Origin of the sequence: Vibrio sp. J2-3(2022) (genome assembly GCF_021725735.1) — a bacterium.
GTDB classification, from domain to species: domain Bacteria; phylum Pseudomonadota; class Gammaproteobacteria; order Enterobacterales; family Vibrionaceae; genus Vibrio; species Vibrio diabolicus.
Genome location: NZ_JAKKCK010000005.1, coordinates 157,910 through 173,237, shown reverse-complemented (window position 1 = coordinate 173,237; position 15,328 = coordinate 157,910). Strand labels below are relative to the sequence as shown.

The window sequence follows — 15,328 nt, the reverse complement described above, 5'->3', positions numbered from 1 at the left end:
GACTGATTTGTGGTCATTATAACAAGGTATATTGCTCTGCTCTAATTCGGCATTGTCATAAGCTTGAAAGAGTTAAGAGTGCAAAGTAATAAAGGTTCAACGCCATCTTTGAAGGCGCAAACCGTAAACGTCACCTGTAAGTTGGACTAATCTCATGCCAAATAATGTAAAAATAACGTCGAGTCACCGAGTGCTAATGGTCGCTTTACTCGCCGCTGCTTTTGCTTGCTACTTATTGGTTGAGCCATACATCAATTCCATTGTGATGGCTTTTATCATTTCTTTGCTCATGTTTCCGGTACACGAATGGTTTGAGCGAAAAATTCCCAAGCACCCCAATATGGCCGCACTGCTGTCATGTGTCGTCTTGACGTTTATTATCGTTATACCACTGCTATTTGTGTTTGCAGCCATTGTTCAACAAGGCTCTGTTTTTTCACAAAATACGTACAACTGGGTCACTAATGGTGGAATCCAAGATATATTCCAACATCCTTTTGTTATCAAAGGCTTAGCCATAGTTAATGAGTACTTACCTTTCGATAAAATCGAGCCAAAAGCCATTGCGGAAAAAATTGGTCAATTTGCCACATCGTTTGGCTCTAACCTAGTTGCTATCAGTGCCAAAATTTTAGGAGACGCCACCAACTTCCTAATGAATTTTTTCCTGATGCTGTTTGTGCTGTTTTTTCTACTTCGTGATCACGACAAAATTATCTCTGCGATTCGTCATATTCTGCCACTCTCACGTAGCCAGGAAGACCGTATATTGACAGAGATAGAGCAGGTTTCTAAATCAGCCGTGATGGGCTCATTCCTAACGGCTATTGCTCAGGGTCTGGCTGGCGGTATCGGTATGTGGCTCGCTGGTTTCCCGGGGTTATTCTGGGGAACGATGATGGGCTTTGCATCATTCATCCCTGTGGTCGGAACCGCACTAATCTGGATTCCTGCAGCGGCGTACTTGTTCTTAACAGGCGATATGACTTGGGCTATCTTCTTGACGGTGTGGAGTGTGGTCGTCGTTGGTTCTATTGATAACCTATTGCGTCCGCTGCTAATGCAAGGCAGCGCAGGCATGAATACCCTAATGATTTTCTTCTCGTTACTGGGTGGTCTGCATCTATTCGGATTGATCGGCCTGATTTACGGTCCACTGATTTTTGCCGTGACAATGGTACTGTTTAATATCTACGAAGAAGAATTCAAAGACTTCCTCAATCAGCAAGACAACAGCTAGTCACAGCTTAATCACTTCAAGCTTGGGGCAGATTGTGCGAAAATCTGCCCCAAATTATTTCTGATGAACCCAATTTATGTCTGCTTATATCGCTCCTAGCCAAATAGCTCAGCGTCAGCTCGAGTACTTCAACGGAAAACATGTTTTAGTTGCAGGTGAAGTCGAAGATCTCTTTCCACTTGAACTGACCAAACACTGTGAATCTGTAGAAGTCTTCACATCAAACTACAGCTTCTACCGTCAAATTCGCACTCATAACAAGGTTAAAAGCCATTTTGGTTCTGAGTTTAATACTGAGACACAAGCAGACATGGTGCTATTGTACTGGCCTAAAGCCAAAGCCGAAGCCGAATACCTTCTGGCGATGTTGATGGCGAAACTAGGCGTGAACACTGAAATTGTAGTGGTTGGCGAAAACCGCTCAGGTGTTAAAAGCATCGAGAAGATGTTCAAAGAGTATGGCCCGGTCAATAAATACGATTCCGCTCGTCGCTGTTCATTTTACTGGGGCACTTGCCTCAATGAACCAAAGCCGTTCAATCAAGCAGACTGGTTTAAAACCTATACGGTCACACTTGGTGAGCAATCACTGACTGTTAAGAGTTTGCCTGGAGTATTCAGTCATGGCGAATTCGATTTAGGTAGCCGCCTATTACTCGAAACCTTACCTACTCTATCAGGTAAAGTCCTCGACTTTGGATGTGGTGCTGGGGTGTTAGGTGCTTTCATGGCAAAAGCCAATCCAGAAATTGCGATTGAGATGTGTGACATTAACGCGTATGCCATCACATCGAGTCAAGCCACACTAAAAGCCAATGGATTAACCGGCCATGTATTCGCCTCTGATATTTACTCAGACACTGCCGACGATTATCGTTTTATCATCAGTAACCCACCTTTCCACAGTGGTTTGGATACGAACTACAACGCAGCAGAAACACTATTGGGTCAGGCTTCAAAGTATCTCGATAACCATGGTGAAATGATCATTGTCGCGAATAGCTTCTTAAAATATCCACCAATTATTGAGCGAGCGTTTAATAATTGCGAGACGCTAAATAAGACCAATAAGTTTTCTATCTACTACGCGAAAAAGTCATAATCTTCCCTCGCGCAGGTGCAAACCTGCGCGATTTTTTCTCAAAAACTCAACACTCATAAGAAAAACTGCGTCACCCTGCACGCTTTACAACTAACTTTCTTGTCAAAGAAAAAAAACTCGTTAATTTTGTTAATTCTATCTAGTTGAACATCTTATCCGTTTTTAACGAGAACCTCGGCAGCGAAGTACATTTTAGAACTGCCCTTTATGAGTTGTAATCTTATCCATGTTTAAATTCTACAAAAAACAGAAATTTAAGCGCCTTCAGAGTACACTGATGACCGCATTTCTGGTGCTCAGTATCACACCTCTTACTATTACTGCGATCTTTTTCCTACAGTCCCACAGTAAAGATCTGCAAGAACAAAGCACCTCACACTTGTTGTCTGTTCGAGATACAAAACAACAGCAAATTATCGACTACTTTGAGGCGCGGGAAACCGAAGTCATGGGCTTTGTGCGCTCTGAACTGGCTTACGCCAGTGGTGGTCGATTCTACGGTCTCGTCAATGCTTTTAGTCGTTTAGGTAATGACATTGAAGAATCTCGTAAAAATGCCCAACAGCGCTACATTGAAGGCAGCGGAGATCAAATCAAAACGTCAACGTTACCCGAGTCTTCCAACTATGTCGGAAGTGAACGTTACCGACTCTTACATAAACGTTACCACTGGGCCTACTTGGAGCTCCTCAAGCGCTCTGATTTTAATGATATTTTGCTGGTCGATATCAACGGTAATGTCACCTACTCGATCAACAAAGACGATAACTACGGAACAAACTTATTATCAGGCCCCTACAAAGACTCAGCACTTGGCAAAACCTTCAAACGTCTAGCTGATGACGTCACTGAACGCCGTAAGGTGAATGAAGACTACACCCCTGTGATTGTGTCTGATTTCGAACTGGAAGGTGGTAAACAAGTCGCTTGGTTAGGTGCTCCAATTGTTCAGCAAGGCTACCTACACAGCTATGCTATGTTCCGCTTACCAAACAATGGCATCACGAAGTTAGCCGCAGACGCCAACCGAGAGTCATCCATTAATACCTTACTGGTTGGAAATGATCACCAACCTCGCACAATTAACACCAAACAAGATGACATCAAGAACAGCTTAGAAGTGATCGATAAAGCACTCTCTGGTGCATTTGGCGTCGGCACTTACACGAACGGTTTAGGTGAAGAGATCATCGCTGCTTATGCACCGATTGAAACGCGTGGTGTTATTTGGGCACTCGTCGTGCAATTACCAGAAAAAGAAGCTTTCGCTCGTATTCATCAACTAGAAAAACTGTTTGTTATCGCCATGCTGATCGCCATCATTCTAGTGGTAATCGCTTCCCATTATTTATCAAACTTTATTACTTCTCCGTTGCTGAAGTTAACTTGGGCTGCCGAAAAAGTGTCTGCCGGAGATCTTGATGACACCACCTTTAATACGGTTCGCAAAGATGAAATTGGCCGTCTTGCGCTGAGTTTTGAACGAATGCAGCGCTCTATTCGAGAAAAAATTCAAACCATTAAGAAGCAAAATGAAGAGCTCGAGAGCAACATCCAGATCATTCAAAAACAAAATGATGAACTGCAATTGGCCGACAAACTTAAAGATGAGTTCTTAGCCACCACTTCTCATGAACTTCGCACACCATTGCACGGCATGGTCGGAATCGCTGAGACCTTAGCGTCCGGCGCTAACGGTGCCATCCCTGCTAGCCAAAAATATCAGCTTGATATCATCATTAAAAGTGGGCAACGTCTCGCAAACCTTGTTGATGACTTATTGGATTATCATAAAATGCGTTACGGAAGCATGGATATCCAGAAATCAGCGGTGAGTTTAGCTAGTGCAACGCGACTGGTACTAGAGCTTTCCAGTCATTTACTTGGAAATAAAACCATCCGTATCATCAACCAAGTACCAGCGGATTTGAAAGCGGTGTCTGCCGATCCTCAACGCCTTGAACAAGTGTTATATAACCTGATCGGTAATGCGATTAAGTACACCTCAGAAGGTAAAATCGTTATCTCCGCCAATGTGGTTGATGATCATGTTCGTGTGCAAGTTGTGGATACTGGGCAAGGTATTCCCGCAGAACATCTTGAACATATTTTCGAACCACTTATCCAAGCAGGACAAGACGCAAGTCGCTATCGTCAAGGTGCGGGGCTCGGGCTTTCGATTAGCCGTCAATTGATTGAGTTGATGGGTGGCTCGTTATACGTCAGCAGCCAGCCTATGGTCGGCACCACCTTCAGTTTCACGTTACCACTTGCAAGTGAAGAAGAGATCCAAACAACTCAAACCCTTGCAGCACACGGACACTTCCAGATTCCTGAAATCGATGTAGAGAACAATGAAGACTTATCACTGCCAGAGAATCCAGACGGCCCGTTACTGTATGTCGCTGACGATGAGCCAGTAAACCTGCGTGTGCTTGAGAGCTTCTTACGTTTAGAGGGCTATCGCGTACGTACCGTCTCTGATGGACCAGAAACATTAGCACTCGTTGAGCAGGAAAAACCGGAACTCCTGTTATTGGATATCATGATGCCAGGCATGAGCGGCTATCAAGTCTGCAGTGAATTACGTGAAACTTATGACCATGCCGAGCTACCTATCATTATGCTCACCGCGCTTAGTCAAACAGAAGATCGTGTACGAGGCTTTGAAGCAGGAGCCAACGACTATTTATCTAAGCCATTCAATAAACAAGAGCTAGCTGCGCGCATCCAAGCGCACTTAACGGCAAGCCAAGCTGAAATGCGCCACATGGAGAATAAGATACTTGAATCTGAACTTCGCCAACGAGCGGCTGTAGAGGCAAGCTTATTAGAAACTCAAGGGCGATTGTTGGAGCAACTGGAATCGGCTCCTGAAGCGATTATCTGTTTGCGTGAAGATAAACGTATCCGGTTTGCTAATGAAGCTGCTTGCAAGCTATTCAAGCGTAACTTAGAACAATTAAAACGTTCATCTGCCGATGAGTTGATTGCACCTAAGTATCTGACCGTCAAACAACCTCATTACTGTGGCAAGATTGATATCTATATTGAAGATATTCGTCAAAACATCGAAGCAGACATTCTTAAACTACCTGAAGGCTCAGGCTTAGATGTCATGTATATCTTTAATGTTGGCGGAGGAGCCAATGCCGCTCGCATACACAACCTAGAAACCGCAGTAGAGGTGCTTTCAAGTTATGCTTTTGATGGCGATAAAGACCAGCTGCAGAAGCTGAAAGAACTCGGTGGAGAGTTTACACGTCTTGCAGACAAAGCGCTTGGTAACAAAAAAGACAAACAAGAGCTAATGCGAGAAATTCTGGTCGACGCAATGACACATGCCTTAGAGTATTGGGAGTCAGTCACTGGTGAAAGTAAATTCGCATTTGCCGAACAAAGTGGCTTATGGCGCGTTTATCTTGACCGTAGCACTCTGCAAACACGCACTTTGGATAAATACATGCGTATAGAAACGCTACCGAAAACGCCACGTTGGAGAACGGTATTGAGCTCGATAGAATTCATCCTTGAACACTGTAAAGAACAGAGTCCTGAGCGTGCGTACATCGAAGCTCAACGAGATAAACTACAGCGACTGTTGACCAGCTAATACCTATCAAAAAAACTAGCCCAGCGCATACGCTGGGCTTTTTATTATCCAAGCCTTCTCTTTCTCTAAAGACGAACAAGACAGCGACTATCTACCGTTACCACATTAAGATGCCGAATAAGCCTCTGGACAAAGTTGTCCATGGTAGGCATTCCAAACATACGCTTCTATCGATATAACCTACCCAAACTAGGTTGAGTCGAGCGAATAAAACACTTCATTTTCACAATAAAAAAAGAGCAATAAATGAGAGAAAACTGTCGATAAAAGAGACTATTTTTCAGATAACAAACGGTTTTTAACCAACAATTGACAGAGATTGCGAACTCAATCACAACAGAACGGCAGATTAATTTTTAGCTAATTAATTAACACATTTTCTGCATGTGAGCGAGATCTCCGAACCAGGAAGAGAATCAGAAGGCTTTTATTTTAAATAGATTTTAGGTTAGCAATCACTAACAATCACTATTAACAAGGATATAAACTGCGACGCATATCAACGTTTATTTTTTGGTCTATCTCTAGTCAAAATTAGCCAAAATAACGTTTATAACGGAGAGTGACGATATTTTAACGTTTTTAACGAGAATCGAGTTTGATTATTTTATGGATAAGGTGTTTTCTTACTCCTGCCTAAGGCCTACAGGCCACTCTTGGCGAAACTCAATGTTGTAATGAGTAATGCATAAACAAGAGGTAGGTCTTGGAGAGTGTTTATCAATTGATGACATTCAATTCCATTTAGTGAAATGAAAGCAAATAGTAAGGAACAGCTATGCTTGCCAATATTAAAAAAACAGCACTAGCAACAGCAATTATTGCAACGGCTACTACAGGTTTTGCATCGGTAGCTACTGCGGCTGAACGCAGTGAACTGACTATCCACCCTAAAGAGTTTACAACTTTCGTTCGTAACTTTAACCCTTTCTTGGGTGCAACTAACCTGCACACAACAACCGACTTTATTTACGAGCCGCTCGTTGTTTTTAACGAAATGCACGGTAACACGCCAGTATTTCGTCTAGCAGAAAACTTTACCATGGCTGATGACCTAATGAGCGTGACCTTCGATATTCGTAAGGGCGTAAAATGGTCTGACGGCAAAGCGTTTACCGCTGATGACGTAGTTTATTCTTTCAACCTAGTTAAAGAGAAGCCAGAGCTAGACCAATCTGGTATCAACTCTTGGGTTACTGGCGTAGAGAAAGTTAACGACTATAAAGTTAAATTCCGTCTAAGCGAAGCAAACTCAAACGTTCCTTACGAAATTGCGAAAGTACCAGTTGTACCTAAGCACGTATGGAGCAAAGTGAAAGATCCAGCAACATTCACAAACGAAAATCCAGTAGGTAGTGGTCCATTTACCGAAATCGACACTTTTACACCACAACTATACATTCAGTGTGAGAACCCGAATTACTGGGATGCTGATAACCTAGATGTAGACTGTCTACGAGTGCCACAAATCGCGAACAACGACCAATTCTTGGGCAAAATCGTTAACGGCGAAATGGACTGGACGTCTTCATTCGTACCAGACATCGACCGCACTTACGCTGCAGCAAGTCCGAATCACCACTACTGGTACCCACCAGCGGGTACTCAAGCGTTTGTAGTGAACTTCAAAAACCCAGACGCGGCGAAAAACGAAGCACTTACTAACGTTGACTTCCGTCGTGCGTTCTCTATGGCGCTAGACCGTCAAACGATTATCGACATTGCATTCTACGGTGGCGGTACAGTAAATGACTTCGCTTCAGGTCTAGGCTACGCATTCGAAGCTTGGTCTGACGAAGAGACGCACAACAAGTACAAAGGTTACAACACATACAACGCCGAAGGTGCAAAAAAGCTTCTTGCTAAAGCAGGCTTCAAAGATGTAAACAAAGATGGCTTTGTAGATACACCATCTGGCAAGTCTTTCGAGCTTCTCATTCAATCGCCAAACGGTTGGACTGACTTTAACAACACTGTACAACTAGCTGTTGAGCAACTAGCAGAAGTCGGCATTAAAGCACGTGCTCGTACCCCAGATTTCTCGGTATACAACCAAGCAATGCTAGAAGGTACATACGACGTTGCTTACACCAACTACTTCCACGGTGCGGATCCACACTTGTACTGGGACAGCGGCTACAACTCGAAGCTACAGTCTGGTGACGGTATGCCTCGCTTTGCAATGCACTTCTACAAGAACGATAAGTTAGACGGTCTTCTTAACAGCTTCTACAAAACCGCTGATAAGCAAGAACAGCTAGAAATCGCTCATGGTATCCAGAAGATCATTGCTCAGGACCAAGTAACCATTCCTGTGCTATCTGGCGCGTACATGTATCAATACAACACAACTCGCTTCACTGGTTGGTGGAACGAAGAAAATCCTAAGGGCCGTCCAAACATTTGGGCTGGTATCCCAGAGCGTCTACTTCACGTACTGGACCTAAAACCAGTTAAATAAGTAGAAGTTCATTTCAAGCGGCATACATCCCGTGTGCCGCCTATAAAAATCCCTTGTTAACGAAACCAATATGTGGCGCTCGTCGTCAGGGGATTTTTCGCTCTAAATTTCGCTAGGAGCGACCTGAAACCAGAAACAGGGAAAAAATCTGGGTGAGTAAGGTGTGAGTTATGGGTTATTTTTTAAGACGTTTGTCGTTCTATCTTGTCGCGCTCTTAGTTGCAGCGACGTTAAACTTTATTATTCCGCGAGCAATGCCTGGTGACCCAGTTACCATGATGTTTGCTAACGCTTCTGTACAGGTGACACCAGAACGAATCGCAGCAATGAAAGAACTGCTCGGTTTCGTTGATGGGCCGATTTACATTCAGTACTTTTCGTACATTAAAAACATTCTAAGTTGGGAGCTAGGTACATCTATCCAGTTCTACCCTCTTTCAGTTAACTCTTTACTAGGTAGTGCATTTGGCTGGTCTCTCTTCCTAGCTGGTACTGCGGTTGTACTTTCTTTCTCAATCGCTTCTGTACTCGGTATTTTTGCCGCATGGAAGCGTGGTAGTAAGTACGATGCATTCGTAACGCCTGGTACATTGATCATTCAAGCTATCCCACAGATGGTTATCGCAATGTTAGCGCTGTTTACCTTTGCGATTGGCCTAAAATGGTTCCCATCTGGCTATGCTTACACGCCAGGTACTATCCCTGATTGGTCAAGCTGGGAGTTCATCAAAAACGTGGGTTACCACGCAGTACTCCCTCTATTCTGTGCAACCATCGTTCAGATCGGCGGCTTCCTCGTCAATATGCGTAACAACATGATCAACCTTCTCGCCGAAGACTACATCACGATGGCGAAAGGCAAAGGGCTGAGCGAGAACCGTGTCGTCTTCAATTACGCCGCACGTAACGCGCTACTTCCAAGTGTAACCGCGCTATCTATGTCTTTGGGTATGGCCATTGGTGGCCAATTGATCATCGAGATGATCTTCAACTACCCAGGCCTAGGTACTGTGCTACTTAACGCAATTCACGCTCGTGACTACCAAGTACTTCAAGGTCAGTTAATTATCATGACAATGTTCATGCTGTGCTTCAACTTAATGGCTGACATGCTGTACATGATTCTAGACCCTCGCCTACGTACGGGAGGCAAATAATCATGAAAGAACTATTCAAACTTATTTTAGGTAACTCATTCGCTAGAATCGGTCTTGGTATTGTTACCGTATTCGTATTCGTTGCGATCGCAGCTCCTTTACTTACGAAACATGCGCCAGACAAGCGAACCGGTAATCCACACGAATACCCTAGCTTTGTCGTAAAACAAGCGCAAAATAATCCTGATGGCTGGGTAGCTAAAAATCTAGCAGATGATCGTCGTACGCTGATTATGTCGAAAAAGGCTGATCACGTTCTGGGAACTTCACGTATGGGTCGTGATATTTGGTCACAAGTGGCTTACGGCGCTCGCGTATCGCTAGGTGTCGGCTTTGGTGCTGGCATCATCGTATGTTTCCTAGCAACGGTCATTGGTATCTCGGCAGGTTACTTCGGCGGCAAAGTGGATGACATATTGAGTGCAGCGATGAACATCATGCTGGTAATCCCTCAATACCCATTGCTCTTTGTACTGGCAGCCTTTATTGGCGAAGCAGGTCCACTCACCATTGCCTTGATTATCGCTGGTACCTCTTGGGCGTGGGGCGCACGTGTTGTCCGTTCTCAAACCATGGCTCTGCGTGAGAAAGAGTTTGTGAAAGCCGCTGAAGTATTGGGCGAATCTTCATTCCGCATCATCTTCGTTGAAATTTTACCAAACCTAATCCCGATTGTCGGTGCAAGCTTCATCGGCTCAGTAATGCTCGCTATCAATACTGAGGCTGTAATCTCGTTCTTGGGCCTGGGCGATGCCAACACCATCAGTTGGGGCATCATGCTTTACAACGTGCAAACCTCATCAGCAATGTTGATTGGCGCATGGTGGGAAGTATTAGCACCTTGTATCGCCTTAACTCTTTTGGTGACTGGTCTTGCTCTACTTAACTTTGCCGTTGATGAAATTGCTAACCCACAGCTTCGTTCTCACAAAGGCATGAAACGCTGGAAGAAACTGGCAGAGAAAGACAAGAAAGAGCGCGCGCCTGAAATGGCACCACAAAATGCACTATGGAGCGGAGATAAATAATCATGACTGCACCACTAATTTCTATCCGTAACCTATGCGTAGATTACATCACAGATGCGGGCGATGTCCGCGCCTGTAACAACGTTAGTTTTGACATTGCGCCAGGTGAAGTCTTTGGCCTAGCTGGTGAATCTGGCTGTGGTAAATCCACAGTTGCTTTCTCGCTCATGCGTCTTCATAAGCCGCCAGCATTCATCACTGGTGGTGAGGTCATCTTCAACGGAGAAGACATCATCAAGTACAGCGATGAACGTATGCAATCATTCCGCTGGAGCGAGATGTCGATGGTGTTCCAAAGTGCTATGAACGCATTAAATCCGGTGCTTACGATGGAAGAGCAGTTTTGCGATGTCATCATGCGCCACACCAACATGACACGTGAACAAGCGAAAAAGCGCGCCGAAGGATTGTTGGAAATCGTTGATATTCACCCAAGCCGCTTGAATGACTACCCACACCAATTTTCTGGTGGTATGCGCCAGCGCTTAGTCATTGCGATTGCTCTGGCTCTCAATCCAAAGATGATCATCATGGATGAGCCAACGACGGCACTCGATGTTGTGGTTCAGCGTGAGATCTTACAAAAAATCTATGCACTGAAAGAAGAGTTCGGCTTCTCGATCCTTTTCATTACCCACGACTTGTCACTCATGGTCGAGTTCTCGGATCGAATCGGCATTATGTACTCTGGTGAGTTGATTGAAGTCGCCCCTTCTAAGCAAATTCTGGAAAGTCCTTACCACCCTTACACCAAAGGTTTGGGTAGCTCTTTCCCTCCACTAACTGGTCCTAAAACCAAATTAACTGGTATTCCAGGCAACCCTTTGAACCTATTAGAGATTCCTCAAGGCTGCCGCTTCCAAGCTCGCTGCGACCGCGTCCACGAAGCTTGTACACGAGTACCAACTCAGCTGCGTCAAATTGAACCTGGTCGTTTTTCAAATTGCCACTTATACGGCGACACGATTGCTCAAGCTAAGGTTTAACAACAAAAAATAACGCTAGCTAAGAACAAAATTACACTGGAGAGAATTATGAGCAAACAACTCGGCGAACTGCTGATTGAGGGTAAACATGTCGTTAAGGACTTCCCTTTAAATAGTAACTCAATCAAGCAGTCAAAAATGCGCGCGATCAACGACGTGTCATTCAAGATGTACAAGAGCCGCGGTTTGTCAGTAGTAGGTGAATCAGGCTCTGGTAAATCTACTACCGCTAAAATGATTGCAAAAATGTACGCACCTACCGAGGGTGTAATCGAATACAGAGGTCGTGATATCCAAGATATTACCTCTCGACATGACTTGATGACATACCGTGAAGGCGTACAAATGGTATGGCAGGACCCATTTGGCTCACTAAACCCTACACACAATATCTTTCACCACATTGCTCGCCCGTTGCTAATCCATAAAAAGATTGCACCAGGCAACAAAAAGGAACTGGAAGAGCGTGTGTATGACCTACTAGAACAAGTTGGTCTGATTCCGCCAAAAGAAACCGCGCAAAAGTTCCCACATCAGCTGTCTGGCGGCCAGCGTCAACGTGTAAACCTAGCTCGTAATATCGCTGTAGGTGCAGAAGTGGTATTGGCAGATGAGCCAACATCTATGCTGGACGTATCAATTCGTGCAGGTGTTCTTAACTTGATGGAAGAGATGAAGTTCGAGAAACAAATGTCTCTGCTTTACATCACTCACGACATCGCAACGGCGCGTTACATTGCTGAAGATCTCGCGGTTATGTACGTAGGTCACATGGTTGAATGGGGGGATACTGAGGAAATCATTCACGATCCTCAACACCCATATACGCAACTGTTGGTATCTGCTGTGCCTGATCCATCGAAGTCTATCCACGAGAAGCTGAAAGGCAACAAAGGGGAAATCCCACTTTGGACACCGGATTCAGTCGGCTGCCCATTTGCAGGACGCTGCGTACACGCAACCGATAAATGTCGCGAACGACTACCGGGCGTCACTCAGCTTTCTGAGAACCACTTTGTTCGCTGTTACTTATTTGAAGATTAATTATAACGAGGGTCAGGTTCAGCCTGACCCATTCCTGTTTTATCGTTTCCCGGAGACATTGAATGCTGCTACTGACTAACCACATTGGTTATGAACATCTGGGCCCAAAGAAAGCCATTGTCCAGACCGAACAACCACACTTGTCTTCTTACACTGCCCAATTGATTTGTGCCACTACCGAGCAAACCGTGGCAACTTTTGCGATTGAAGAACAGGGTAAAGTGGCGAACTGGCATCAGGGCTATTTCTACCTCATCGACTTTTCACCTTTCACAGATTCAGGCGACTATTTCCTGCAAGTGGAAGATACGCGCTCTTCCTCTTTCACCATTGGCGAACATATTCTGTTAGATCAAACTTTGTCGGATGTGATCCACTACTTCAAATCACAACGTTGTGGTGGAATTTTCGATCAACAAGATCGACAAGTTCCAGTGCTCAACGCCAACCAAACGGTTGATGTACACGGAGGCTGGTACGACGCATCTGGAGACGTTAGCAAGTATTTAAGTCATCTTTCATACGCTAATTATTTGAACCCTCAACAAACTCCAATGGTGGTTTGGAACATCCTAAAAGGGCTTTCATTGCTTGAAGTAAGCGAAGACATTGCAGCCTTCACACGTACACGTCTTATTGAAGAAGCCCTGTTCGGTGCAGACTTCCTTGTTCGTATGCAAAACGAAAAAGGCTTCTTCTACATGACGGTCTTTGATAAGTGGAGCAAAGATACCGCACAACGAGAAATTTGTGCCTACGAAACGCAACTTGGTCACAAATTTGACGACTACCAAGCAGGCTTTCGACAAGGTGGCGGTGTCGCCATCGCAGCGCTGGCCGCGGCGTCGCGTTTAGGTATTCACGGCGAATACGATCAACAAAAGTACCGCAATGCTGCTGAAAATGGTTACTGGCACTTAAAAGAGCACAATACGCAGTACCTCAATGATGGTGAAGAAAACATTATCGACGAATATTGTGCGCTACTAGCCAGTGTAGAACTGTTTACAGCCACCAAAGAAACTCGCTACTTGGAAGAGAGCCGTTTGTGGGCACAACGCTTAATTGCCCGCCAAATGAGCGATGAGCAGATTCAACACTTTTGGTCAGCAAACCAAGACGGCAGTCGTCCATACTTTCACGCAGCTGAAGCTGGCCTACCTGTTATTGCCTTGTGCGAATATCTAGCAATTGAAGACGACTCCGTACAGACAGAATCGGTAAAACGCATCGTTAACCGAGCGTGTGAGTTTGAGATCAATATATCGAATAAAGTGACCAACCCATTCGGTTACCCTCGCCAGTATGTTAAAGGCGTAAATGAGTCAAAACGCGATGCATTTTTTGTCGCACACAACAATGAATCCGGCTATTGGTGGCAAGGCGAGAATGCTCGATTGGGCTCACTCGCGACCATGGCGTATCTTGCTCAACCGCATATAGCGTCGCAAGAAATACAGCAACAACTTTCCGTATTTGCTCAAGATGCATTGAACTGGATTGTAGGCTTAAACCCATACGACATGTGCATGCTTGATGGCCATGGTCGTAACAACCCTGATTACCTTCCTCAACATGGTTTCTTCAACGCTAAAGGCGGTGTGTGTAACGGAATCACTGGCGGCTTTGAAGACGAGGAAGACATCGCATTTAACCCACCAGCACAAAAAGACGACATGTTACAAAACTGGCGCTGGGGCGAACAATGGATCCCGCATGGCGCTTGGTACTTACTCGCGATAATGAGTCAAGCTCAGCATATTTCTCAGTTGGCAACCTCTAAAAATATTAAGGAACAATAATCATGGGGATGTATTTTGTTGGTATTGATGGTGGCGGCACGTCATGTCGAGCCAGGATTAAAGATTCACAAGGTAATTTTCTTGGCGAGGCCAAAAGCGGAAGCGCCAACATAATGCTAGGCGCTGAAATTGCAATGGCTTCGATTCTTGAATCCATCACTTCGGCTGCCGAGCAAGGCAGCCTGACACAACAAGATTTTGCATCGATGCATGTCGGCTTAGCCCTTGCAGGTGCTGAGCACAAAGCATCTTGGCAAGCCTTTATGTCTCTTCCTCATCCGTTTGCCAGTATGACTCTTAATACAGATGCTTACGGCGCGTGCGTTGGTGCACACAATGGCGAAGATGGCGCAATCATGATCGCAGGAACGGGCTCTTGTGGCATCTACCTTAAAGGATTGGAGCAGCACGTTGTCGGTGGTCGTGAATTCCCGATTTCGGATCAAGGTGGCGGCGCAGTGATGGGGCTTCGCCTAGTTCAACAAGTTTTGTTAGCAGAAGATGGCATCAAAGAGAAAACGCCTCTAGCACAACACGTCATGGCGCATTTCGAAAATGACGTTGATAACGTGGTGGCTTGGTCTAAACAAGCGCTTCCTCGTGATTATGGCCAGTTTTCTCCTGCAATTTTCCAACATGCAGAACAAGGTGATGCACTAGCAATTGAGATGCTGAAGCAAACTGCAGCTGATATAGAAATGTTTCTCGTGGCATTAAACAAGCGCGGCGCAACACGTATTTGTTTAATGGGCAGCATTGCTGAACGTATTTTACGTTGGCTTTCGCCACCAGTTCAGCAATGGGTTGTTGAGCCACAGTTTGACGCGATTGAAGGCGCAATTATGTTTGCAGGTAAACCTGAACATAACCTTTACTCGCTCAGTGCGGCGTAGGA

At 45.0% G+C, this 15,328-nt stretch carries 10 protein-coding genes; all 10 read left to right on the top strand.

Features of this window, described 5'->3' with window-relative positions; genetic code table 11:
• Positions 1-154: 154 nt before the first annotated feature.
• Complete coding sequence (locus L3V27_RS18015; RefSeq protein ID WP_006743285.1) at positions 155-1,240, top strand: AI-2E family transporter; 1,086 nt, start codon at positions 155-157, stop codon at positions 1,238-1,240.
• Positions 1,241-1,316: 76 nt separating this feature from the next.
• Positions 1,317-2,342: a 16S rRNA (guanine(1207)-N(2))-methyltransferase RsmC gene (gene rsmC / locus L3V27_RS18010; protein WP_237312448.1), complete on the top strand. Its 1,026-nt coding sequence runs from the start codon at positions 1,317-1,319 to the stop codon at positions 2,340-2,342.
• Between the two features lie 226 nt (positions 2,343-2,568).
• A complete protein-coding gene (locus L3V27_RS18005; protein WP_237312447.1) occupies positions 2,569-5,955 on the top strand; it encodes a response regulator in 3,387 nt (1,128 codons plus the stop codon).
• Between the two features lie 778 nt (positions 5,956-6,733).
• Positions 6,734-8,416 carry an ABC transporter substrate-binding protein gene (locus L3V27_RS18000; protein WP_005394703.1) on the top strand — a complete coding sequence of 561 codons (1,683 nt, stop codon included), beginning with the start codon at positions 6,734-6,736 and terminating at the stop codon, positions 8,414-8,416.
• A gap of 170 nt (positions 8,417-8,586) precedes the next feature.
• Entirely contained in the window at positions 8,587-9,573 is a 987-nt protein-coding gene (locus L3V27_RS17995; protein ID WP_005394705.1) for an ABC transporter permease, read from the top strand.
• A 2-nt stretch (positions 9,574-9,575) separates the two neighbouring features.
• Entirely contained in the window at positions 9,576-10,601 is a 1,026-nt protein-coding gene (locus L3V27_RS17990) for an ABC transporter permease (RefSeq protein ID WP_005394707.1), read from the top strand.
• Positions 10,602-10,603: 2 nt separating this feature from the next.
• Positions 10,604-11,587, top strand: a complete 984-nt coding sequence (locus tag L3V27_RS17985; RefSeq protein ID WP_005394709.1) for an ABC transporter ATP-binding protein — start codon at positions 10,604-10,606, stop codon at positions 11,585-11,587.
• 48 nt (positions 11,588-11,635) lie between these two features.
• Positions 11,636-12,631, top strand: coding sequence for an ABC transporter ATP-binding protein (locus L3V27_RS17980; protein ID WP_005394711.1), 996 nt, complete (start codon positions 11,636-11,638; stop codon positions 12,629-12,631).
• A 62-nt stretch (positions 12,632-12,693) separates the two neighbouring features.
• Positions 12,694-14,433 (top strand): glycoside hydrolase family 9 protein, encoded by a 1,740-nt coding sequence (locus tag L3V27_RS17975; protein ID WP_237312446.1) that lies wholly within the window; start codon positions 12,694-12,696, stop codon positions 14,431-14,433.
• Positions 14,434-14,435: 2 nt separating this feature from the next.
• On the top strand, positions 14,436-15,326 hold the full coding sequence (locus L3V27_RS17970; protein WP_237312445.1) for an N-acetylglucosamine kinase: 891 nt from the start codon (positions 14,436-14,438) through the stop codon (positions 15,324-15,326).
• Positions 15,327-15,328: the final 2 nt, after the last annotated feature.

Excerpts from the sequence above, each read along its gene's own strand:
- L3V27_RS18015 (WP_006743285.1), top strand. The coding sequence starts at position 155 with ATGCCAAATAATGTAAAAATAACGTCGAGTCACCGAGTGCTAATGGTC.
- L3V27_RS17995 (WP_005394705.1), top strand. The coding sequence starts at position 8,587 with ATGGGTTATTTTTTAAGACGTTTGTCGTTCTATCTTGTCGCGCTCTTA.
- rsmC (WP_237312448.1), top strand. The coding sequence starts at position 1,317 with ATGTCTGCTTATATCGCTCCTAGCCAAATAGCTCAGCGTCAGCTCGAG.
- L3V27_RS18000 (WP_005394703.1), top strand. The coding sequence starts at position 6,734 with ATGCTTGCCAATATTAAAAAAACAGCACTAGCAACAGCAATTATTGCA.
- L3V27_RS18005 (WP_237312447.1), top strand. The coding sequence starts at position 2,569 with ATGTTTAAATTCTACAAAAAACAGAAATTTAAGCGCCTTCAGAGTACA.
- L3V27_RS17975 (WP_237312446.1), top strand. The coding sequence starts at position 12,694 with ATGCTGCTACTGACTAACCACATTGGTTATGAACATCTGGGCCCAAAG.
- L3V27_RS17985 (WP_005394709.1), top strand. The coding sequence starts at position 10,604 with ATGACTGCACCACTAATTTCTATCCGTAACCTATGCGTAGATTACATC.
- L3V27_RS17970 (WP_237312445.1), top strand. The coding sequence starts at position 14,436 with ATGGGGATGTATTTTGTTGGTATTGATGGTGGCGGCACGTCATGTCGA.
- L3V27_RS17990 (WP_005394707.1), top strand. The coding sequence starts at position 9,576 with ATGAAAGAACTATTCAAACTTATTTTAGGTAACTCATTCGCTAGAATC.
- L3V27_RS17980 (WP_005394711.1), top strand. The coding sequence starts at position 11,636 with ATGAGCAAACAACTCGGCGAACTGCTGATTGAGGGTAAACATGTCGTT.